This window comes from Sorangiineae bacterium MSr11367 (assembly GCA_037157805.1).
Classification (GTDB): domain Bacteria; phylum Myxococcota_A; class Polyangia; order Polyangiales; family Polyangiaceae; genus Pendulispora; species Pendulispora rubella.
This window is the reverse complement of the sequence record CP089983.1, coordinates 13,508,161-13,528,660: the sequence shown is the minus strand read 5'-3', so window position 1 is coordinate 13,528,660 and position 20,500 is coordinate 13,508,161. Positions and strand designations below refer to the sequence as shown.

Annotated in this window: 20 protein-coding genes; 11 read left to right on the top strand and 9 right to left on the bottom strand. The window is 63.4% G+C overall.

What is annotated here, in order from left to right:
* Window positions 1–49: 49 nt before the first annotated feature.
* Complete coding sequence (locus LVJ94_52945) at window positions 50–1,447, top strand: alkaline phosphatase family protein (GenBank protein WXB05592.1); 1,398 nt, start codon at window positions 50–52, stop codon at window positions 1,445–1,447.
* 9 nt (window positions 1,448–1,456) lie between these two features.
* Here the strand turns inward: LVJ94_52945 and LVJ94_52940 are convergent, their stop codons facing one another.
* Complete coding sequence (locus LVJ94_52940) at window positions 1,457–2,005, bottom strand: DUF420 domain-containing protein (protein WXB05591.1); 549 nt, start codon at window positions 2,003–2,005, stop codon at window positions 1,457–1,459.
* A 97-nt stretch (window positions 2,006–2,102) separates the two neighbouring features.
* On the opposite strand from LVJ94_52940, the gene LVJ94_52935 reads away from it, so the two are divergent.
* The 3 genes from LVJ94_52935 to LVJ94_52925 are packed head-to-tail and all read left to right on the top strand — an operon-like array spanning window position 2,103 to window position 3,300.
* Window positions 2,103–2,423, top strand: coding sequence for a hypothetical protein (locus LVJ94_52935; protein ID WXB05590.1), 321 nt, complete (start codon window positions 2,103–2,105; stop codon window positions 2,421–2,423).
* A gap of 53 nt (window positions 2,424–2,476) precedes the next feature.
* Window positions 2,477–2,800: a metalloregulator ArsR/SmtB family transcription factor gene (locus tag LVJ94_52930; GenBank protein WXB05589.1), complete on the top strand. Its 324-nt coding sequence runs from the start codon at window positions 2,477–2,479 to the stop codon at window positions 2,798–2,800.
* Window positions 2,797–3,300 (top strand): SRPBCC family protein, encoded by a 504-nt coding sequence (locus LVJ94_52925; GenBank protein WXB05588.1) that lies wholly within the window; start codon window positions 2,797–2,799, stop codon window positions 3,298–3,300. Before LVJ94_52930 ends, LVJ94_52925 begins: the two co-directional genes overlap by 4 nt.
* Here LVJ94_52925 and LVJ94_52920 read toward each other — a convergent pair.
* Window positions 3,291–3,881 carry an isochorismatase family protein gene (locus LVJ94_52920; GenBank protein WXB05587.1) on the bottom strand — a complete coding sequence of 197 codons (591 nt, stop codon included), beginning with the start codon at window positions 3,879–3,881 and terminating at the stop codon, window positions 3,291–3,293. The two genes, LVJ94_52925 and LVJ94_52920, sit on opposite strands and share 10 nt — an antisense overlap.
* Window positions 3,882–3,952: 71 nt before the next feature.
* Here LVJ94_52920 and LVJ94_52915 point away from each other — a divergent pair, with 71 nt between their 5' ends.
* Together LVJ94_52915 and LVJ94_52910 are read left to right on the top strand one after the other, a co-directional pair.
* Window positions 3,953–4,918 (top strand): helix-turn-helix domain-containing protein, encoded by a 966-nt coding sequence (locus LVJ94_52915; protein WXB05586.1) that lies wholly within the window; start codon window positions 3,953–3,955, stop codon window positions 4,916–4,918.
* Between the two features lie 21 nt (window positions 4,919–4,939).
* A complete protein-coding gene (locus tag LVJ94_52910) occupies window positions 4,940–5,326 on the top strand; it encodes a VOC family protein (GenBank protein ID WXB05585.1) in 387 nt (128 codons plus the stop codon).
* A 150-nt stretch (window positions 5,327–5,476) separates the two neighbouring features.
* Here LVJ94_52910 and LVJ94_52905 read toward each other — a convergent pair whose 3' ends face one another.
* Both LVJ94_52905 and LVJ94_52900 read right to left on the bottom strand, forming a co-directional pair.
* A complete protein-coding gene (locus LVJ94_52905) occupies window positions 5,477–7,360 on the bottom strand; it encodes a CocE/NonD family hydrolase (protein WXB05584.1) in 1,884 nt (627 codons plus the stop codon).
* On the bottom strand, window positions 7,357–8,478 hold the full coding sequence (locus LVJ94_52900; protein WXB05583.1) for a PLP-dependent cysteine synthase family protein: 1,122 nt from the start codon (window positions 8,476–8,478) through the stop codon (window positions 7,357–7,359). The genes LVJ94_52905 and LVJ94_52900 overlap by 4 nt, the downstream gene beginning before the upstream one ends.
* A 123-nt stretch (window positions 8,479–8,601) precedes the next feature.
* Here LVJ94_52900 and LVJ94_52895 point away from each other — a divergent pair, with 123 nt between their 5' ends.
* Window positions 8,602–9,564: a hypothetical protein gene (locus LVJ94_52895; protein WXB05582.1), complete on the top strand. Its 963-nt coding sequence runs from the start codon at window positions 8,602–8,604 to the stop codon at window positions 9,562–9,564.
* 74 nt (window positions 9,565–9,638) lie between these two features.
* On the top strand, window positions 9,639–11,807 hold the full coding sequence (locus LVJ94_52890) for an AgmX/PglI C-terminal domain-containing protein (protein ID WXB05581.1): 2,169 nt from the start codon (window positions 9,639–9,641) through the stop codon (window positions 11,805–11,807).
* A 21-nt stretch (window positions 11,808–11,828) separates the two neighbouring features.
* Here LVJ94_52890 and LVJ94_52885 read toward each other — a convergent pair whose 3' ends face one another.
* Entirely contained in the window at window positions 11,829–12,494 is a 666-nt protein-coding gene (locus LVJ94_52885; protein WXB05580.1) for a Coq4 family protein, read from the bottom strand.
* Window positions 12,495–12,641: 147 nt separating this feature from the next.
* On the opposite strand from LVJ94_52885, the gene LVJ94_52880 reads away from it, so the two are divergent.
* The 3 genes from LVJ94_52880 to LVJ94_52870 are packed head-to-tail and all read left to right on the top strand — an operon-like array spanning window position 12,642 to window position 15,805.
* Window positions 12,642–13,208 carry a TetR/AcrR family transcriptional regulator gene (locus tag LVJ94_52880; GenBank protein WXB05579.1) on the top strand — a complete coding sequence of 189 codons (567 nt, stop codon included), beginning with the start codon at window positions 12,642–12,644 and terminating at the stop codon, window positions 13,206–13,208.
* A 32-nt stretch (window positions 13,209–13,240) separates the two neighbouring features.
* Window positions 13,241–14,785: a circularly permuted type 2 ATP-grasp protein gene (locus LVJ94_52875; protein WXB05578.1), complete on the top strand. Its 1,545-nt coding sequence runs from the start codon at window positions 13,241–13,243 to the stop codon at window positions 14,783–14,785.
* Complete coding sequence (locus LVJ94_52870) at window positions 14,786–15,805, top strand: alpha-E domain-containing protein (protein WXB05577.1); 1,020 nt, start codon at window positions 14,786–14,788, stop codon at window positions 15,803–15,805. It begins immediately after the preceding gene.
* Window positions 15,806–15,971: 166 nt separating this feature from the next.
* On the opposite strand, the gene LVJ94_52865 is transcribed toward LVJ94_52870, so the two are convergent.
* The 4 genes from LVJ94_52865 to LVJ94_52850 form a co-directional block, all read right to left on the bottom strand.
* Window positions 15,972–16,238 carry an immunity 74 family protein gene (locus LVJ94_52865; protein WXB05576.1) on the bottom strand — a complete coding sequence of 89 codons (267 nt, stop codon included), beginning with the start codon at window positions 16,236–16,238 and terminating at the stop codon, window positions 15,972–15,974.
* Window positions 16,239–16,248: 10 nt separating this feature from the next.
* On the bottom strand, window positions 16,249–17,709 hold the full coding sequence (locus tag LVJ94_52860) for a Hint domain-containing protein (GenBank protein WXB05575.1): 1,461 nt from the start codon (window positions 17,707–17,709) through the stop codon (window positions 16,249–16,251).
* Between the two features lie 151 nt (window positions 17,710–17,860).
* The gene (locus tag LVJ94_52855; GenBank protein ID WXB05574.1) at window positions 17,861–19,858 is read right to left on the bottom strand and encodes a M13 family metallopeptidase; all 1,998 of its coding nucleotides are present in this window, start codon (window positions 19,856–19,858) and stop codon (window positions 17,861–17,863) included.
* 119 nt (window positions 19,859–19,977) lie between these two features.
* Window positions 19,978–20,472 (bottom strand): YkgJ family cysteine cluster protein, encoded by a 495-nt coding sequence (locus LVJ94_52850; protein ID WXB05573.1) that lies wholly within the window; start codon window positions 20,470–20,472, stop codon window positions 19,978–19,980.
* Between the last annotated feature and the right edge of the window lie 28 nt (window positions 20,473–20,500).

Sequence of the window (20,500 nt, the reverse complement as noted above, 5' to 3'; positions counted from 1 at the left end):
CATGGGTGAAGACGGCGTACTGTCCTGCGCGTTCTTCCGGAGGTGGGTCATGCAAGGATTCTCTCGTCGTCAGGTACTTCAGATTCTCGGCGCGGGCGCCGTGGGCGTTGGCTGCGGCTCGGAGAACGGTCTGGAGAATGGGGCGGAGCATGGCTCGTCGAGCCATCGTGCAACCAGCCAGCCCACCGGGCTGCAGATGCTCGCGCAGATTGACAACATCGTCGTCGTGATGATGGAAAATCGCTCGTTCGACCACTATTTCGGCGCGTTGAAGCGCGATGCCGCGTACCCCAATTCGGGCGCAGTCACCGGGACGAGTGGAACGGAGTCCAACCCTGCCCCGGACGGGCAGAACGTGGTCATCCGCGCCGCCGACACGTTCACCCTAGCCGATCCGCCGCATAGCTTCGACGCGAGCCACAAGCAATTCAACGGTGGCAAGAACGACCAATTCGTCATCGCGCACGCGGGGCCGAATCAGAACCAGGTGATGGCCTATTACGATCGCACGCAAATTCCCTTTTATTATTGGCTCGCGGACAACTTCACCGTGTGCGACCACTGGCATGCCTCGGTCATGGGCCCCACGTGGCCCAATCGCCTTTACCTCCACGCGGGCACCTCGGCCGGGAAGAAAGACAATACGCCGAACCTCTTCAACGCGCCCAAGACGATTTGGGAACAAATGCGCGCGGCAGGCAAATCGACGAAGAATTATTACGCGGGTTCCGTTCCATTCTTGCCCGGTGCCCTGCCGACGAAGCTCGGCGTGACCAGCTTTGCGAAGCTGGATAAATTCTTCGCGGATGCCAAGGCAGGCACGTTGCCCGCGCTCTCGTACATCGATCCCGATTGGTCCGTGTCCGACGACCACCCGGCGCACGACATTCGCCTCGGGCAGTCCTTCGTCTCGAGCATCTACAAGGCGCTGTCCGAGAGCCCGCAGTGGGCACGCTCGCTGATGATCCTCATCTACGACGAACACGGCGGCTTCTGGGACCACGTGCCACCGCCCGCGGCGCCGGACGATCGCGCGGATTTTCGACGGTTTGGATTCCGCATTCCGGCCATCCTCATCGGCCCCACCGTCAAGAAAGGCCATTTGAGCACCACGGCGTACGATCACACCTCCGTGCTCGCCACCGTGGCCGCACGCTTCGGGCTGCCCGCGCTCACCACGCGCTCCGCCGCAGCCAACGCCCTCACGGACATCTTCGATCCGGCGCGCTTCGACAACCCCGCCGCTCCGCCGCCCAATCCACCGGTGATCGAGCTCGATGCGGACGCCTTGACCACCGCGGGGACGAGCAGCCAAGAGGAACTCGACGACGCCATCCAAAACGGCACCATCCCGAGCCACATCGTCGACGGACGCCCCCACGACGCGCGCATCCAAAGCTGGCTCCGCGAGGCCGAATCCCTCGGCGCCGTGCGCTTCGTCCGTTGAATCGAGCGATCAGCCGTAGGCGCTGCGGAGCATCGCGAAGACGACGACGCCCGTCACGGAAACGTAAAGCCAAATCGGAAAGAGCACCTTCGTGATCTTCTTGTGGGTCACGAAGTTGCGCTGGAAGGCGTAGTAGAACGCGGCCAGGCACATGGGCACCACGGGGATCGACAAGATCACGTGGGAGGCCAGAATGGCGAGGTACACCCCGCGCATGGCGCCCGAGCCCGGATACTTCGTGTCGCCGTGCACGTAGTGGTAGGCCAGGTAGCCCACGAGGAACAAAGCGCTCGATGCGAAGGCGGAGAGCATCAGCGCCTGGTGCCGCGCCACCTTCTTCTTTTTGATGGCCACGACCGCCAGCACCAGGAGCACCGCCGAGGTCGCGTTGAAGCATGCGTTCACCGCGGGCATGAAGGCGAGCGCGGCGGAGTCGCCCGGCGACGTCTGCCGAATGAGGAGCAAATACGTCAGCAGGGAGAGCGCCAAGATCGAAACGACCGCGTTGAGGATCCAAAACGGGCGATCGGTGCGTTTCGACAAGGTGGACTCGACCATGGGTGCGCTCTACAGCAATCGTCGCTTCGTGGGAACCCAGGAGTCCCTACACGCCCTATGTTAGGGGCGCAACCCGAGACGAAGGAGACGGAATTCGATGAAATGGTGCTTGTTTTTGGCTGCTGCGGTTTCGCTGATCACGTCGGCCGCGTTCGGCTGTCACTCGAAAACGTCCACAGCCATCAAGGAAGACGCCCACACGGCCGGTGAAGCCGTCGAGACCGGTGCACGCAAAGCAGGCGATGGCGTGGAGACCGGCGTCAAGAAGACGGGTGAGGCCTTTGGCAAGGTTGGCGAGGGCATCGGCAATGGGTTCGAAGCCGCCGGAAAAGGCCTGCAGCGTGCCGGTAACAAGATAACCAGCCGCGATCACGACGGAGGAGTCCAGGCCGACGCCGGCGCCGACGCTTCCCGGTAGCGTCCTCGCAACATTTCCTTGACGGTTATATTACCCGATGGCAATGCATCGGTATGGACGTCTTCGCCGCCATTGCCGAGCCAAGCCGGCGTCTGCTGCTCGAACAACTCGTCGCTGGAGGTCGCACCGCGGGCGAGTTGGTGGAGGCATTGCCGGCGCTGAGCCAACCGGGCGTGTCCAAGCACCTGCGCGTTCTTCGCGAGGTCGGCTTGGTCGATGTGCGGGTCGATGCCCAACGCCGCGTGTACACCTTGCGCGCGGAACGGCTCGCCGAAGTCGACACATGGCTCGAGCCCTATCGAAAGCTATGGACCTGGCACCTCGATGCCTTGGAAGCCCATCTCGATAGCAAGACCAAAGGAAGTAAGAAGAAATGACGACGGACGCAAAACGCAACGGACGCGTGATTGTCGACGACGGATTCGCGACGCTCTCGTTCGAGCGCCGCCTTCTGCACCCCATCGAAGACGTATGGACCGCCATCACGGATCCCGACGAGCGTAGGGCCTGGCTTGGAGAAACGCACATCGAGCCGCGCGTCGGCGGCGCGGTCAAAATCGTCGCGCACGGCCCGCCCGTGCCGCCCGAAGTGCGGACCCTGACCGGGCGCGTGCTCGTGTGGGATCCGCCTCACGTGCTCGAGCACACGTGGGATCAGAAGATCATCGGTGAGACGATTGCCCGCTACGAACTTTCGCGCGATGGCGACGCAACCCTCCTTCGCTTCACGCACCGCGGGTTTCGTGTCCGCGCCCATGCGGGTGGGTACGGTGCGGGCATGCATGCCTACTTCGAGCGGCTCGATGCGTATTTGGCGAACGAGCCGCTCCCCGACTGGGCCTCGCGTTCGCAGGAGCTCGCACCGATTTACGCGTGAGCGAGTGCACGCTCGCGCACGCCCGCGACGACGTCGGCGGTGCGCACCACGCGTGCAAATTCACCGTCGAGCGTGGCCACGGTGGAGCGGGTGAATTCGTCGGCGGTGACCACGTGCCCGTCCGGCCCTTTGCGGTCGAAGGCGTGCGTAGCATCCACCGTGAAGAGCACGTCGTAGCCGAGATCGCCCGCAACGCGGGTGGTCGTCTCGCAGCAAATGTTGGTCGCAATGCCCGTGATGACCAACTGGGAAATACCGCGCGCTTTCAGCCATCCGTGCAAATCCGGTTTTCCGTGAAATGACGAGTGCACGGACTTCGTCACGAATACATCGTGGTTGCGCCCTTCGATGCCGACTTTGAGGGCGTTGCCGGACTTTTCCGGCCGAAGCGGCGACCCTTCGGACGTCGAGTCGTGCCGCACGAGCACGATGGGGCGCCCGGTGCTTTCCCACGCATCCAACAGAAGGCCGATGTTGGCCTCGCACGAAGGATTGTTCCGCTTGCCCCACCAGGCTTCGTCGTCGAAACCCTTTTGTACGTCGATGACCACCAGCGCTGCCTTTTCGTCGATCTTGAGCATGCCGAGATGATGCGCTTTCGGCGGCTCTCGAGAAAGTGGCAGAAATGACAATCTAGGTTAAGATCCTGCCAATGGACCGCATCGGCCTCGTTCTCTACCCGGGGGTGGGCACCTTCGACTTCGCCGTCGCCAACGAGATCTGGGGCGACGACCGCACGGATCGCGGGGTGCCCAAGTTCGAGCTGCGCCGCTGCGCGGTGGACCTCGAGCCCGTGCATCTCGACAGCGGCCTCGCGTGCACGCCGACGCACCGCCTCACCGGGCTCGCGCTGTGCGATCTCATCGTGGTCCCCGGCTCCGGCAGTGGCGATCGCGTGCCCGATCCGCGCTTGCTCGCCGCCCTGCGCAAGGCGCACGCGCGCAGCATCACCATCGCTTCGCTCTGTTCGGGCGCGTTCGTGCTCGCGGCAGCCGGATTGCTCGACGGGCGAAGCGCCACGACGCATTGGCGACTCGCCCCGCAGCTCGCCGGGCGCTATCCGAAGGTCCGCGTCGATCCGGAGGCGCTCTACGTCGAGGATGGGGTGTTCACCTCCGCGGGCACCGCGGCGGGGATCGATCTCTGCCTGCACCTGGTGCGGCTCGCGCACGGTGCCGATGTGGCCAACACGATTGCGCGCTCGCTGGTCACCGCGCCGTTTCGCGCCGGCGGGCAGGCGCAGTTCATCGACCGGCGCATCGAGGAAGACGACAACTCCGTCGACCGCCTTTCGCGCTTGCGCGAGTACGCACTTCAGCACCTGGGCGAGCGGCTCAACGTGGCCGATCTCGCGCGCCGTGCGGCCATGTCCGAGCGCACCTTCGCACGCCGCTTCCTCGCGACCACGGGCGAGACCCCACTGCAGTGGCTCCTTCACCAGCGCGTGCTTCTGGCGCAGCGCCTGCTGGAATCGACCGAGCTCCCCATCACCCGCGTGGCCGACGAGTGCGGCTTCGGCTCGGCGCTTTCGCTGCGCCAGCATTTCTCCAAGGTGGTGGGTGTCTCGCCGGCCGATTACCGCCAGAGTTTCCGCGGCAAGGCTTCTCCCCTACCCTGAGTAGTACGAAGGAGTTTGCCCATGATCGATCATGTCGGCCTGAAGGTGACGGATTTCGCGAAGGCCAAGGCATTTTACACGAAGATCCTCGCCCCCCTCGGTTACGTGCCCGTCAAGGAGGTCACCGCCGAGATGACCGGCGGCACGTACGCCGGCGTAGGATTCGGCCCGGCCGGCAAACCGGAATTCTGGATCGGTACCGGCGGAGCATCCGGCCCCATCCACGTCGCCTTCCTGGCCCCCAACCGCGCCGCCGTCGAAGCCTTCTACGCGGCCGGGATCGCCGCCGGCGGCAAGGACCACGGCCCACCCGGCGTGCGCGCGCACTACCACCCGAACTACTTCGGCGCCTTCGTCCTCGACGCCGACGGCAACAACATCGAAGCCGTCTGCCACACCACCGCCTAAGAGAAATTCACAGGAAGACGGGAAGACGGGAAGGACTGACGGCGCGGAAGCCGCGGAACGCTGTTTTGTTGTTTTTCAATCAGCCCACCGAGCCGATTTGAATCCAAAAAAACTTCCCGTCTTCCCGTCTTCCTGTGAATTCTCTCTTCTCTATTCGAGCACGGGCAGCACGATGGACGAGGAGGCGGTGCGGGTGCGGTAGATGCGTTGGGTGGCTTTGGTGAAGTCGGGGTCTTGGGCTTTGTAGATGTTGTCGACGTATTTTTGGGGGTTGCGGTCGATGAGGGGGAACCAGGTGCTCTGGACTTGCACCATGATGCGGTGGCCGCGCTGGAAGGCGTGGGCGTTGGGGTGGAGGTCAATCGTGTATTTGACGACTTCGTTGGCCGGCACCGGCTCGGGGTGCTCGAAGCTATTGCGGTAACGCGCACGGAAAACGTCGTTTGCGATCATGAGCTGGTAGCCGCGCATTTCGGGCGCACCGGCATCGTCGTTTTTCGCCCACGACTTGTCTTCGGGGTAGACGTCGATGAGCTTGACCACCCAATCGCTGTCCGTGCCGGACGTCGACGCGAACAACTCCGCCACGATGTCGCCCTCCACCGTGATATCCCGATCGAGCACCTCCGTCTGCCAGGTGAGCACATCGGGCCGGCCTTCGACGAAGCGTTGATCTTCCACGAGCCACGTACGCCATGGATGCTCGGGGTCGAAAAAGGTCGGCCCGATGGGCCTGCGTCGGTATGGAACCGGGTTCGCCGGATCGGAGACGTAGGCGTCGAATCCCTGCGCGGCATCTTCCGCGGGCGGGTCGAACGAGGCTTTCCCGCCGGCGTGAAGGTAAAGCGGCCGCTTCGCGATGCCCGCCTCCCGCGGGAAGGCCTCGAGCTTTTTCCACCTGTTCGAGCCCGTCTCGAACACGGTGGCCTCGGGGAGATCCAGCGGGCGGTCGTGCAGCCAGTGGGCGAACCATCGGCGCTGGATGTCGCGGTACTCCTTGGCGGTGTCGCTCCCGAAATCGATGGCGCCCAGCTTGCGCCCGGTCTTGTCGCCCCAGCCGCCGTGGTTCCACGGCCCCACGATCACGTAATTGATGTGCGAAGCGTCGTTTTTCTCGAGCCTTGAATAGATCTCCAGGGGACCGACGAGGTCCTCCTGATCCCACAAGCCGGCCACGTTGAGATTCGGCACCGTCGTTCGTTCAAGGTACGTCCCCACGGCGGAACGCTTCCAGAACTCGTCCCGATTGGGGTGCTCCACGTAGTCGTTCCACGAAGGCTTCTGGCCATGAAAATAGCGCTCGTTCACGTGCGAGAGCGCGCCCAGGTCGAGGAACCAAGCGTACGTATCGTATTGGTCGTATTGGAATTCGACCTTTTTGTCCTTGTCCCCCTCCATCATGGCCACGTATTCGAAGGAATACGCGAAGCGAAATGCACCATTGTGATGGTCGTCGTCGTTCAGGAACATATCCGACGGCGAGGCGGCCTCGTTCACCGCTTTCAGCGCCGGGTGCGGTTCGAGGAGTGCCATCACCTGGGTCCACGCATCGTACGAGCCGCCATGCATTCCCACGCGGCCGTTGTTGTTTGGCACGTTGTGCAGGAGCCATTCGATCGTATCGTAGGCGTCCGTGGCTTCGTCGATCGACTTGGGATCGCCCTTGTCGCGGGGCGGGCGGAGCATCACGAAGGTTCCCTCGGACTTGAAGCGCCCTCGGATGTTCTGCTCGACGAAAATGTAACCGTCGGCGATGAGCCCGTCCCAAATGCTGCTTTTCGCCCCCGGCTCGGCGTCGCGAACGCCGTACGGGGTGCGCACGAAGAGCATGGGCAGCGGTGCATGGTTGCTCTTGGGAACGTAGATGTCCGTCTCCAACTTGACCCCATCGCGCATGGGCACCATGGCGTGGATCATTTCGAAACGATTTTCCCGGCCCGGGGCACTGCCCTGGCCTGTTTGGCGCGCCGCGTATCCCAGAGCACCGGCGGCCACGGCCACACAAGCGATGCTGACGATGGTTCGCGAATTCAAAGCGGATATCTCATCGTCTGCTCGGCCAGCGGTTGCCACTCTCCGGCTTCGTAAAAGCGCTGCAGCCTGCGCCGGTACGGCTCCAGATCGATCGCGTTGCGTTCGAGCCATGCGGGGTCGAAATACGTCTGCAGGTAACGCTCGCCACCATCGCAAATGAGCGTCACGATCGAGCCGGTTTCACCCGCGGCGTGCATCTCGGCCATCAATTCGAGCGCGCCCCACACGTTCGTCCCGGTGGAAGCGCCGAGGTAACGGTGCAGAATGCCACGCAGAAAATGCACCGTCGCGTAGGAGGCCGCGTCGGGAATCTTCATCATGCGATCGATGATCTGCGGCAGGAACGACGCCTCGACGCGCGGGCGACCGATGCCCTCCACCCCCGAGCCCTGCACGACGGTCACGTTGGGATCGCCCGATTTGTAGTGCTCGAAATACGCGGAGTGCTCCGGATCGACCACGCAAAGCTCGGTCCGATGGGAGCGGTAGCGAATGTACCGCCCGATGGTCGCCGAGGTGCCGCCCGTGCCCGCCCCGCACACGATGTAGCGCGGCACCGGGTGCGGCTCGCGCGAGAGCTGCTCGAAAATGGATTCGGCAATGTTGTTGTTCCCTCGCCAATCCGTCGCCCGCTCGGCATACATGAATTGATCCATGAAGTGACCGCCGCATTCGTGCGCGAGCCGCTCGGCGGAATCATGCATCTGGCTCGCGTCCTCCACGAAATGACACCGTGCACCGTACGACTCGATGAGGGCGATCTTTTCGGGCGAGGTCCCCCGCGTCATCACCGCCACGAAGGGCAGGCCGAGCAACCGAGCGAAATACGCCTCGGAGATCGCAGTGCTTCCGGACGAAGCTTCGATCACCGTGCTGCCCTCTTGGATCCAGGCGTTGGCGATTCCATAGAGGAACAGCGAGCGCGCCAGCCGATGTTTGAGGCTCCCGGTGATGTGGGTCGACTCGTCCTTCAGATAAAGCTGCACGCCTTCGAAGTGCGGCAGATCGATTTTCAGCAGGTGGGTGTCCGAGGACCGATTGAAATCGGCCTCCAGTTTGGCCATCGCCGCATACTGCCAGCTGGTACAGGCGCGTCTCGATCGTACGGGTTCGTCCATGCGATGTATTTTTGCAACAAAGTTACCGAACTGGCAATTGGGCAGTGATTGCACGTGGTTGGGCAGCCTTTGCTCAAGACGATTTCGCGGGACAATGCTGGGGATGGAAGCTAAGCCTCCGTCATGGTCAATCACAAATACGTATTCGCATTAGCCGCTTTGCTGGGTTGCAGCAGCGCCGATAGCGACGGTCCGCCCGCCAGTCCCGCGGCCGCGGGTGACGGTTCTCGACTCGGAGACGGCACCGGGGCGGGAACGCCGGACGTGGGAGCTCCCTCGGCGGACGCCGCAACGTGCAGTGGAAGCTGGAAAGAGGGCGTCAAGACCACCGCGGGCATTCCCGATCTGTCGGAGTCCTCCGGGCTCGCGGCGAGCAAAGACCACGCGGGCTGGGGATGGGTCATTCGCGATTCGGGCCGCCCCGCGAGCGTGTACGCCATCAAGGCGAATTCCAACGGTGTCTTCACCATCAACGAGCACAAGGTCGCAGGGGCCTCGAACAAGGACTGGGAAGACGTGGTCTACGGCGAAGAGAACGGCAAGGGCGTTCTCTACGTCCTCGATACGGGTGCCAAACTCGTTTACAAGCTCGCCGAGCCCGATCCCGACGGGTCGGCTGACGCCACGGTTCTTGCAAAATACAGCTATTCGTTCCCCGATTCGGCCAGCGGCACCTGCGGCCCCACCAACAATGCCGAATCGATGTTTCTCTTTCCACCGGTCACCGGCAAGCTTCACATCGTTCGCAAGAAGAGCAGCCCGGCGCAGGTTTACGTGCTCGACGACCCGTCCCCGAGCGGCGCCACGGCACTGAAAAAGGTGGGCGAGCTGGCCAACGCGAGCTGCATCTCGGTCGCGTCCATCACGCACGACGGCCTTTACATGGTGACCGCCGCGCACGAATCCACGCGCGTCCGCAAAGGCACGGGCTCGCTGGAAAGCCTGCTTTCCGGCCCCATCGTGTTCGAGTCCAAGGCTAGCGCCGGAGACAGCGTCGAAGGTGGCGACTTCTTCCCTTGGGGAAGCTGCGCCATCACCTTGGTAGCCGAGGGAAAGAACACCTTCGTGTTCAACCCCGCACCGTAACGCTACGGTCTAGGTTTACGTTTCGCGTCACACATAAGGTACGTCGCTCCGCGCATTTTCAGTAGGATCGAGGCATGGCGTCCTTGCCTCGAAGTGGTCTGGCGGGCTGGATTGCGGTGTACGTCGCCGCGGTGCTCGTCATTTGGCCGCTGCCGCTGGTGGTGGTCGCCGCGAGCTCCCAGGTGGGCGGGTCGCTCCACTTCTGGCAGCTGTTTCGAAATGGGGGCGTCTATTCGTACCTCTGTCTGGGCACGCACACGATCACGATGATCCTGCTCGGTGTGCTCGGCGCCTCGTACATCGCGGGGCGCCGCATACCGGGCTGGCTCCTGTACATCGTGGCGCTCGGCCCCTTTTTCGTGGGCGTCGCGGGGACGTCCGTGGGCCATCGCGCGACGCTGACCGTGCTGCAGGAGCAGGCGGTCCGCGGCTTTCAAGCGACGCGCATCTTCGCCGAGGGCATGGCCGAAGCTCGCTCGAGCACCATCCTGGGCAACACCATGACTGCGTTCGCGCTTACCTTGGTGGCGCTCGCCGCGCTCTTTCGCGTGGCCTCCCTCGACGGGCGCGCGATCGATCTGCGCAAGACGCGTCCCTCGGGTGCGGCCATGGGCATGGCGGGCGGCGTCGCCGTGTTCGGGTTGCTCGCGGGCCTCGGACTGCGCATCGCCTTGAAGGAGATCCATACGCTGCCCGGCATCCTCGTCTTGCTCGCGGCGGTGGCTGCCGCCATTCTTGCCGCCTTCCGCGCGCCGCTCGCAGCCCTCATGGACAGCGACATCGTGCCGACACTGCTCGTTCTCGCGCTCTCGACCAGCGCCGCGGCGCTCTTTCTCGCGAGCAGCGGAAGCTCGTTGGGCATCGCATCGAGCCTGCACGCCATCTCGGGCGAATCGGTCGACCCGGTTCAACGTGGCGCCATTCTGGCCCAGGGCGTCTCGGGTGCCGGCGCCTGCTGGACCATCGGCTTCGTCGATGCGTTGCTCCTGTTCGGGGCGCTGCTCGTTCCCGTGTTGTTCTCGGGCGCCGTACGTCGCGACCGCGCGCCAGGTGCGTTGGCGCTCTCGCTCGCGGCGTGGGCCGTGGCCATCCTCTTCCCCGTCGGGGCCACGGTGGCGTACGCCCATGCCTTCTCGCGGGACCTCGCCACGTATGCGCGGCCGAGAAACTTCGAAGCCATCGCCGGCTTGAAGCTCCCCACCGCGCGCGAGCGCTGGGAAAACGCCGACGGAGCTCCTGCGCTTTACATCACGCGCGACGGGCAGCTCGCCGTCGATGCCTCCGGCGGCTACGAGCCCCCGGTTCCCGCCAATGCCGATGTCCTCCAGCGCGCGTTCCGGCATGCCGACGACCACGCCGCGTTGATCGTCGACGCCGCAACGACGTACGCCGTTCTCCTTCGGACCCTGGCGCCGGTGCTCCAGGCGCAAAGCAAAGATGGCGGTTTTCGCGGCTACCGGCTCGTGCTCACCCCTCCCTCGCAAGAGCGCGCGACACGAAAGCTCCCCGCCCCATGGACGGGGCTCACCGGCGACGACCACGGCGCGATCGACCTGCAATTCGAACGCGCGGATGCACCGCAGCTCACCATCGTGCTGGAGGGAGCGTCGGCCCGTGCGCTCCGCCCCGACGGAAAGGGCCAGATCATGCCCACGGGTACGACGGATGCGGACGACCAACAGCGCCGCAACGTCTTCCGCGCACTCCTTCGCGGTGACGATCGCGTGACACGCCTCCTCGTCGTGCCGCGCGACGAGGATACGATGGCCACCGTGGTGCGCGTGCTGGATTCGAGCCACGATCTTCCGCGCTTCCTCTTCTCCGTGACCTTGGGCAAAGCGCCGCGCGCGGCCCCTCCGCCCGAGCCTCCTCCATCGCCGCCCACCAATGCCGCGAACGCAAATGCGAAACCGGTGGAGATGCACACGGGCAACATCGCCGTGAACGGCCGCCTTTCCGCGGAGGCCGTCCAGCGCGTCGCCCGTCAGGGTTATGGCCGCTTTCGTCTCTGCTTCGACAAAGGCCTGGCCGACAATCCCAAGTTGACCGGCAAGGTCGTGGTCAAATTCACGATTGCCGCCGACGGGGCCGTGTCGAACGCCTCCGACGCTGGCTCGGACCTCCCCAACGACGCCGTCGTTCAATGCATCGTGCGCAGCTTCAGCAGTCTGAACTTTCCCCAGCCGGAGGGCGGCGGCACGGTCACCGTCATCTACCCGATCCTCTTCTCCGCATCGAAATAGCTCTAGGGCGGAGGTTACATACTAGGCTGCCAGCTTCACTTGCTTGAACGCCTGAGTCACCGGCACGATGCGGTAACGCGCGCGCACCTGCTCGAGGGACTCGGGAAGTAGCGATTCCCAGTCGATGCCGAAAAGCGTTTTTGCGTACCGGCCCATTCCCCACCCCACACTGATCGCGTCCAGACGCCGCACCCGATCGTCCATGGCATAAATCGCGGTGTTCAACATTCCCGCGGACAGGATCGAAAGAGATAGCGCCGAACGCTGCTGCGCCAAATAGAACGCCTGCAGACCGAGCTCGCCCGCGACATCGATGTCGAAGCCCGTCAGCGCGTGCCAAAGGTCGTGCGTCTCGTACAAATGCGCGGCCACGTACTCGAATTCATCGTGCGCCGGGAGCGACGGCAGCGCCGCCGGATCGATGCCCGCCGCGCGCACGTGCTCGGCGAAGTGGCGTCCCAGCGAGCCCTCGGGAAGCGCGTCGAGCGCGGCGAAGTTCCACGGCGGCAGCCTGCGCAGGATCCGAAACGCGGTCCGAGCTTCCGCGCTTTGCGCCTTCAAGTCCGCAATCATCGGCGTGAGCATTTTCGGATTCGTGAACGATTCACGCAGCTGGAAAATCGGCTCCAGGCTGCTCGTGTCGCGGACCACGGTCACGAACGCACGAACCCCCTTGATGGTGGCCATCAGCTTCTTCATTCTTTCGAATATGCGAGTCTTCACTCGCATTTACTACTCGCATCCTGAACATCGATTTCCATGCCCAAGCGTCCCGCGATCGCCCCGAGAAAACAGCCAGTTCAAGCTCGATCCCACGCCACGGTCGAGGCCATCTTGCAGGCAACTGTTCGCGTTTTGGCCAAGGTCGGTTACGACCGCACGAGCACCAACAAGGTCGCCGAAGCCGCCGGCGTCAGCGTGGGCTCGCTGTATCAGTATTTTCCAAGCAAGGAGGCGCTCGCCGTGGCCCTGGCCGAGCGCTACCACGAGCGGCTCTTCACCGTGCTGTTCGAGCGCTTGCGCGAGGTGGCCACCTTGCCCATCCATGACGCGGTGCGCGCCGTCATCTGGGCCATCGTGGACGCGCACCGAGCCGATCCCGTGGTGCACCGCATCCTTTCCGAGCAGATCCCGCGCATCGGCAAGCTCGGCGAGATCCTCAAGGACATCGAGGTGCGTGCGACCCCCATCGTGCGGCAGTACCTCGAAGCGCGCCAACGCGAGATCCGCATCAAGGATCTCGATGCGGCCGCTTACGTCGTGGTCGTCACGGTGCAGGTTCTGGCCGACCGCATCTCCCACAACAAAGATCCGCTAGAGCTGTCACGTCGCGTCGATGCGACCTGCGAGCTTGTCAGCCGCTATCTCGTGGACGACAATGCCGAAAGGAAACGTTCCTGAAATACGTCGCGACTAGGATTAGCTAACAACAAGTGCGCTTCGATAACTACGACGCGGGCGGCTTCTACGACGAAATGTTCGAGGCTGGGGACCACCCACGGCCCGAAACGACGGTGCTAGCGAAGAAGCTAGAAACGTTGTCGCCAGAAAACCTACGTACGCGCCAAGTCGCGGCGGAGCGGGCGCTTTTGACGCGAGGCATTACCTTCAACGTGTACGGGAATGACGCGGGGCAAGAGAAGATCATGCCCTTCGACATCATTCCACGTGTGGTGCCCGCGGGAACGTGGGCCACCATCGAGAAGGGACTCAAACAGCGAGTCGTTGCGCTCAATAAGTTCGTGGCCGACGTGTATGGGGATCAGAAGATCCTCAAAGACGGCGTCGTTCCGGCCTCGCTGATTGCATCCGCCGCAGGCTACCTTCCTGCGTGCAAAGGTATCGTCCCGCCGCATGGCATCTACTGCCATATCGTGGGGACCGATCTGGTGCGCGATCGCGACGGGCAATTCTACGTGCTCGAGGACAATCTCCGCTGCCCCTCCGGCGTGTCGTACGTGCTGGAAAACCGCGCGGTGATGAAGAGGACCTTTCCGCAGGTCTTCAATCAATCGCGCGTCCGCCCGGTGGACATTTATCCGGGCAAGCTTCTGCAAACGCTGCAGCATTTGAGCAGCGCATCGTCGCCCACGGTGGTGGTGCTCACGCCGGGCGTGCACAATTCGGCGTACTTCGAGCACTCGTTCCTCGCGCAGCAGATGGGCGTCGAGCTGGTGGAGGGGCGCGATCTGGTGGTCCACGAGGGACGCGTGCACATGCGCACCACGAAGGGATTCCATCGGGTCGACGTCATCTACCGGCGCATCGACGATACGTTCCTCGACCCGCAGGCCTTCCGGCCGGATTCGCTCCTCGGTGTTCCCGGCATCATGGAGGTGTTCCGCAATGGCAAGGTGGCCTTGGCCAATGCACCGGGCAACGGTGTGGCGGACGACAAGGTCATCTACACGTACGTGCCGCGCATGATCGAGTACTACCTCGGTGAGCGCGCCATTCTGCCCAACGTGCCCACGTACCGCTGTGAAGATGCGCGCGACCGGCAGCACGTGCTGGAGAACATCGCGAACCTCGTGGTGAAGGCGGCCAACGAATCGGGCGGCTACGGCATGCTCATCGGGCCCAAGGCCAGCGCCGAGGAGCGTGAGGAGTTCAAGGGCCGCATCCAAAAGAACCCGCGCGAGTACATCGCACAGCCGGTGCTCGGTCTGTCGCGCGTGCCGACGATCATCGAGGACCGCATCGAGGGACGCCACGTCGACCTGCGGCCCTACGTGCTCTACGGCGAGGACATCTTCGTGCTGCCGGGCGGCCTCACCCGCGTGGCCTTGCGCGAGGGTTCGCTGGTGGTCAATTCGTCGCAAGGCGGCGGCAGCAAAGACACGTGGGTCATCTCCGACGAGAGCTCCCATTCTGCGCAGCAGATCCAGGGGGCTGGACACCAGTCGCAAACGCAAACGCAATCGCAATCAGGAACGGCCCTCCAAGCCGGGCCTGGGGCGCAGAACGGAAACCACTGAATGCTGAGCCGCGTTGCCGATGCGATCTACTGGATGAATCGCTACATCGAGCGCATGGAGAACGTCGCGCGCTTCGTCGACGTGAACCTGCACCTGGCGCTCGACTTCTCCGATGAAGACGCGCAATGGGAGCCGCTGGTGCGCACCACCGGCGATACCGAGTTGTTCGCGCAGCGCTACGGGGAACCTTCGCGCGACAACGTTCTGCGTTTTCTGACCTTCGACCGAGACAATCCCAATTCGATTCTCTCGTGTTTGAGCAAGGCGCGGGAAAACGCGCGCTCGGTGCGCGAGATCATCTCGTCGGAGATGTGGGAGCAGGTCAATCGGGCCTATTTGATGGTGCTCGATGCCGGCCGCGGCGACGCCGCGAGCGACGCACCGTACGAGTTTTTCGCGGCCGTGAAGCAGGCGGCGCATCTGTTCGTGGGCATCACCTACCTCACGATGAGCCACAACGAGGGATGGCACTTCGGGCGCATGGGCAGATTGCTCGAGCGCGCCGACAAGACGTCGCGCATCCTCGACGTGAAGTACTTCATTCTGCTTCCGTCGGCGGGCGACGTCGGCACCGCCGTGGACGAGTTGCAGTGGGTGGCCCTGCTTCGCTCGGCCAGCGCCTTCGAGATGTACCGCAAGAAGCACGGCGGCATCTCGCCCTCGAAGGTCGTCGACTTTCTCATGCTGAATCCCAAGTTCCCGCGCTCGGTGCGTTACTGCCTCAACAAGGCCGAGCGCTCGTTGCATGCCATCACCGGCGCGCCGCTGGGCACGTGGACGAACGCCGCCGAGCGCGAACTGGGACGCCTCACCGCAGAACTGGCCTACGCCGAGACCAAAGAGATCCTCGGGCGCGGCCTCCACGAGTACGTCGACGACCTGCAACAGCGACTCAACCACGTCAGCGACGCGGTGCACTTCACGTTCTTCACGATGAAGCCCCTCGCGGAGGAAGAGGAGCTGCTGCGCACCATGCCGCTTCCCCCGCTCTCGATGGCGAGACTCCCGGACCCCGAGTGACGCTCGATCATCGCGCGTCACGAAGTGAAGAAGAAACCGCCAGGACGCCAAAACAGAGGCGCCAGGATCGCCAGGTGAACCAACAATAAACCCACATTTGGTTTATTGCCGTTTCCCTCGGCTTCACTGGCGACCCTGGCGTCCTGGCGGTTTCCTCTTCATTCTCTCAGCGCACCTCGCCTTCGACCGTGTAGTGCGTGCCCTGCGCGTCGAGTTCGCGGAGAACTGCGGCGAGGATCTTCTTCTTTTCGGCGACGTCGAGCGGATCGTTTTCGTGGGGCGGATCCCATCCGCCGATGGCCGAGGCTTGAATGAGCCATCCCGGTGATCCCGGCACGTCCAAGTGCCCTTCGCCGGGAATCGTCAAACTGCGATTCCCCACTCGGACGAGGATTTGGCCCCGGGACATGCCGGCGATTCGAACGGTGGTCATAGCTTCGCTTTCAGGGTGTTTTGCTCTCGAATCCCGGCGGAATGCCGGGGGGATCCCCTGGCTTCCAGTAGGGAGTCTCTTTACCCGTCTTGGGATTGATGGCGATGATTTCCGTCACCTTGGGGTTCTTCTGCAGCTTCCCGAGCTCTTCGGTGTCCCAAATGTTGCCCTTCCGGCGGTTTTCCCCGAGCACGACGTAGACCTTCCCGGACGCCCCCGCAGCAAAGTTCTGCGACACATCCGTCCAAACTTTTACCGAGCCGGGCGACCCCCATGCCGGCATCTTGTTGTCTGGACTGTCGACGGGCTTTTTGTAGAGGCCCTTCCCCTCGAGGGTCGACTCCAACGTGTTCCCCCCGTTCTGTTGGGCATATTTCTTGGCGACGTCCTCACCGCCGACGCCGTCGGTGAACCCCGACCAAAAGTACGTCTTGTCCTTTGGGCTCGCGAGCGGGATGTTCGTCGCGTCCACCACTTTTCCGTCGGGTCCCAAGACGGCTCCCGAGGGGTGTTTCGTGTTGCCTCCGTTCCCGGGAGGAGACTTCGTATTGTCCGGTGGAGGCGACCTCGTACCGTCACCCCCTTTGCCGCCCTTCCCATTGTTGTTGCCCGGGCCACTATCTTTGCCCCCCTTGCCGTCTTTCCCGTTGCCCGAGCCGTCCTTGCCATCTTTCCCGTTGTTGTTGCCCGGGCCACTATCCTTGCCGCCTTTGCCGTCTTTGCCCCCCTTACCGCCCTTGCCACCCTTACCGCCTTTGCCCCCCTTACCGCCTTTGCCCCCGGGCAGTCCGCCGCCAGGTGAAAAATCACCCGGGTCGACGGGGCACTGGTTGTGGACCCACACGCCGGTGCGGCCCACGAAGTAGGTGTGGTCGGTCTCGACCTCGAGGTTGTAGACCATCGCCGACTGCGCAATGGGGACGACGCTCGCAACCTGCAGCTCGTGCCCTTGGCGATCGAGCAGCGCTTCGCTCGCAAACAGATCTCCCGCCGGCACCCAACCGCGATCGCGCGTGTAATACGGATGCTCGGGCGTCGAGCGAATCGTTTCCGCCGCCCCGTCCGCCGTGACGATGCGCACATCGACCAACGACGGTGCGCCCCGCGTGAACGTGCGAACGATGCGGCGCGGTGAGACCGTGTCATCCGCCTCGTTGCGCGCGAGAACGACATCGCCCGCTTCGAGGCTCTCGATGGAACGATCGCCGGAAGGCGTTGCCACGGGCGTGCCCGCGACGAAGCAGTTGCCTGGCCCGTTGCACCGGTGTGTTGCCGGATCGCACGAACTCGTGACATCCATGCCTTGCACGTCTTCTGCAGCTTCGAGCGCGGCGAGAGCCATGGCTCCACTGCTGACGTGACGACCATCGAAGAAGTACCCGATAGCCACCAGAAACAGCGTGGCCAAAAGGATGAACGGATACTTCCAACGGTTGAAAACCGAGCGAAGATCTCGGGCGAAGGGCACCATGGCATTGCTCCGTTGCGTGCTTCGTCTCGTACAAATCGAGGCCAGCGCAAACGATTGCACTGGCTTCGATTCATTCTTTAGCACGCCTCGAAAAGCTCACCGTAACAAACGGCTTTATTCGATAATCAAGTAGCGCAAAATACCGCAGAAGCTACCACACGCGCACACGAGCATTGGGCGCGAGGAAGAGCGCATCCGTCGGAGCAATCTCGAAGGCGGAATACCAAGCATCGATGTTTCGCACGGTAAATACGCGGTAGCGATCCGGTGCGTGCCCATCGGTCGTTAGGGCAATACGTAGGATTTCATCGCGATCTTTGCTTTGCCAACCCTGCGCATACGAAATGAAGAACTGTTGATCACCGGTCAGCCCGTCCTGGACAGGCGCAGGTTCACCTTTCAACGACGTGCGCCACGCATCGTAGGCCACGGCGAGTCCGGCCAAATCGGCGATGTTTTCGCTCAAGGTCAATTTGCCATCGATGGCTTTGTCCGGAAATGGCTTGTACGCGCTGAACTGCGTGGCGAGGGCCGCGCCCGACGCTTGAAAGTGGGACAGATCGTCGTGTGTCCACCAATCGACGAATCGGCCGCGCGCGTCGAACTGGGCGCCTTGATCGTCGAAGGAATGACTGATTTCGTGCCCGATGGTCATGCCGATGCTGCCGTAATTGGCCGCCGCCGTCGCGTTGGGATCGAAGAACGGTGGCACCAAGGTCGCCGCGGGGAAGTTCAAAGCATTGCGCACCGGCAGATTCACCGCATTGACCACGTGCGGAAGCATGGCCCACTCGTCCCGGTCAATGGGACGACCCAGTTTTTGCACATTGCGTCGGTATTCGAAAAGCAGTGCGCGGTCGAAATTGCCGAGCACGTCGCCGCGCACCACCGACAAACCGGAATAATCGCGCCACTTGTCCGGATACCCCACGCCCACCTTCAAGGTCGCGAGCTTCTCCTTGGCCTTGCGCTTGGTCTCGGGAGACATCCAGGTCAACGCATCGATGCGACGACCGAAAGCCTCGACCAGGTTGTGCACCAGGGTTTCGACCATGCGCTTCGTCTCCGGCGGAAAGTACTTTTCGACGTAGACCTTGCCCACCGCCTCACCGAGTGCCTCGTCGGTCGCGTGCGCCGCCCTCCGCCATCGCGGGGGCGGCGACTCGGTGCCGCGCAGCTCCTTCGCGTAAAAGGCGAAGCTTTCATCGACGAACGCCTTCGGAAGGTACATGGCCGCATGGTCGATGGCCCGCGCCGTGAGGTACTGCTTCCACGTCTCGAGCGATTGCGACTTCACCAACGCCGCGAGGCCGGTGAGCGCGCTCGGATGCCAAACGATGAACGAGGGCTGGCGATCGAGACCGGCCGCCGAGAGGAATGTGGTCCAATCCATTCCAGGTGCGCGCTTGTCGAATTCGGCACGCGGCCATGGATTGTTCGATTTGCCGACGTCCGCCGAATCTGCACGGCTTGCCTGCGATTCTGCGATTTTCTTTTCCAGCGCAAATACGTTCTTCGCCTTCGCCTCCGGATTGGCGATTCCGGCAAGACGGAAGTTCGCGGTCACGTGGCGCAGGTATGCCGCACGCAAAGCCTGCATGCGCGGCGCATCGTCCAGGTAATAGCTGCGATCGGGCATGCCCAGGCCACCCTGGAGCAAATACGGCGCATAATGCGAAGGATCGTTCAGATCCTGCTCCACGAAAAGGCCGAGGACCTGGTCGGTGTGAAAGTCGGTCGCATTCAACGGATCCACGTCCGCACGCAACGAGGCGCCGAGGTACGTCGCCAAGCTGCGCGCGTCACGAATCTTCGCGATGCGGTCGAACACGGGCGCGAGCGGGGTGACCCCCTGCTTCTCGATCGCGGCCTCGTCGAGGTAGCTGGCGTAATAGTCGCCAATCTTCTGCACCGCCGATCCGGGTGCGGCCCCCGGACGCGAGGCTTCCTCCAAAAGACCGCGCGACCGCTTCTCGATTTCTTCCGTGAGCCGGATGGAGACGCCCGCCGAGTTGCGATCCGGAGGGATCTGCGCCTTCGCATACCAACTGCCGTTCGCGTGGAGAAAGAAGTCCACGCCCGGTTTGACGGATCGATCCATCGCCTCGAGATCGATGGAGTAGCCCGAAACGGAGGGCGCGCTCGACATGGCGGACGCCGCGGACACGGGCGCAGGCGGCGCTTTCGGCGGAGCCCCATCCGAGGAGGCGCCAGAACCGCCGCAGGCAAGAAACGATAGGAGTGAGCCTAGAAGGACGAGACGACGCATCAATTCTTCCCCAATGTATTCGTGAGAGGACGCGGGTGTGGATCGGAGGGAAACGTGGATGCCGACAAAGTGGCGACATCCCGCGCGATGCGCTGGATCTCCTGGCGCGGGAGCTTGCCCGGGCCGATGACGCGATCGCAAAAGAAGGTGCGGCAGCCGAAGGGCCTCGAGGCATAGATGCGGCATCGCCCCGCGTCGGAAAGAAGCGGGCAGGCTCGCTCGGAGGCGGGAAACACGGGAAGGCGGCGCACCAGCGCGCGTTCGCCGCCGAGGGCGGCCACTGCGTGGTCGATTTCCGCACGCTCGACCGCCGTGGGGTACGGCTCACGGCCGGTGATGCCAAAGCGGCAACACTCCGTGCTCGCATCGCACGTGTACGCAGCGAGCAACGCATCGACCTCCGCATACAAGGCGAGGAGACGGGCGCGCGAGGCGTGGCTCTTCCAGTTGCTCGAACCGTTTACGATGCGCGGTCGTTTGGCAGGATGCCCCATGATGAATACCGTATACTCTGCTGCAACC

Bases quoted from the DNA above. Each gene is read 5' to 3' on its own strand.
- LVJ94_52945 (WXB05592.1), top strand. From the start codon at position 50: ATGCAAGGATTCTCTCGTCGTCAGGTACTTCAGATTCTCGGCGCGGGC.
- LVJ94_52940 (WXB05591.1), bottom strand. From the start codon at position 2,005: ATGGTCGAGTCCACCTTGTCGAAACGCACCGATCGCCCGTTTTGGATC.
- LVJ94_52935 (WXB05590.1), top strand. From the start codon at position 2,103: ATGAAATGGTGCTTGTTTTTGGCTGCTGCGGTTTCGCTGATCACGTCG.
- LVJ94_52930 (WXB05589.1), top strand. From the start codon at position 2,477: ATGGACGTCTTCGCCGCCATTGCCGAGCCAAGCCGGCGTCTGCTGCTC.
- LVJ94_52925 (WXB05588.1), top strand. From the start codon at position 2,797: ATGACGACGGACGCAAAACGCAACGGACGCGTGATTGTCGACGACGGA.
- LVJ94_52920 (WXB05587.1), bottom strand. From the start codon at position 3,881: ATGCTCAAGATCGACGAAAAGGCAGCGCTGGTGGTCATCGACGTACAA.
- LVJ94_52915 (WXB05586.1), top strand. From the start codon at position 3,953: ATGGACCGCATCGGCCTCGTTCTCTACCCGGGGGTGGGCACCTTCGAC.
- LVJ94_52910 (WXB05585.1), top strand. From the start codon at position 4,940: ATGATCGATCATGTCGGCCTGAAGGTGACGGATTTCGCGAAGGCCAAG.
- LVJ94_52900 (WXB05583.1), bottom strand. From the start codon at position 8,478: ATGGACGAACCCGTACGATCGAGACGCGCCTGTACCAGCTGGCAGTAT.
- LVJ94_52895 (WXB05582.1), top strand. From the start codon at position 8,602: ATGGTCAATCACAAATACGTATTCGCATTAGCCGCTTTGCTGGGTTGC.
- LVJ94_52890 (WXB05581.1), top strand. From the start codon at position 9,639: ATGGCGTCCTTGCCTCGAAGTGGTCTGGCGGGCTGGATTGCGGTGTAC.
- LVJ94_52885 (WXB05580.1), bottom strand. From the start codon at position 12,494: ATGGCCACCATCAAGGGGGTTCGTGCGTTCGTGACCGTGGTCCGCGAC.
- LVJ94_52870 (WXB05577.1), top strand. From the start codon at position 14,786: ATGCTGAGCCGCGTTGCCGATGCGATCTACTGGATGAATCGCTACATC.
- LVJ94_52865 (WXB05576.1), bottom strand. From the start codon at position 16,238: ATGACCACCGTTCGAATCGCCGGCATGTCCCGGGGCCAAATCCTCGTC.
- LVJ94_52860 (WXB05575.1), bottom strand. From the start codon at position 17,709: ATGGTGCCCTTCGCCCGAGATCTTCGCTCGGTTTTCAACCGTTGGAAG.
- LVJ94_52855 (WXB05574.1), bottom strand. From the start codon at position 19,858: ATGTCGAGCGCGCCCTCCGTTTCGGGCTACTCCATCGATCTCGAGGCG.
- LVJ94_52850 (WXB05573.1), bottom strand. From the start codon at position 20,472: ATGGGGCATCCTGCCAAACGACCGCGCATCGTAAACGGTTCGAGCAAC.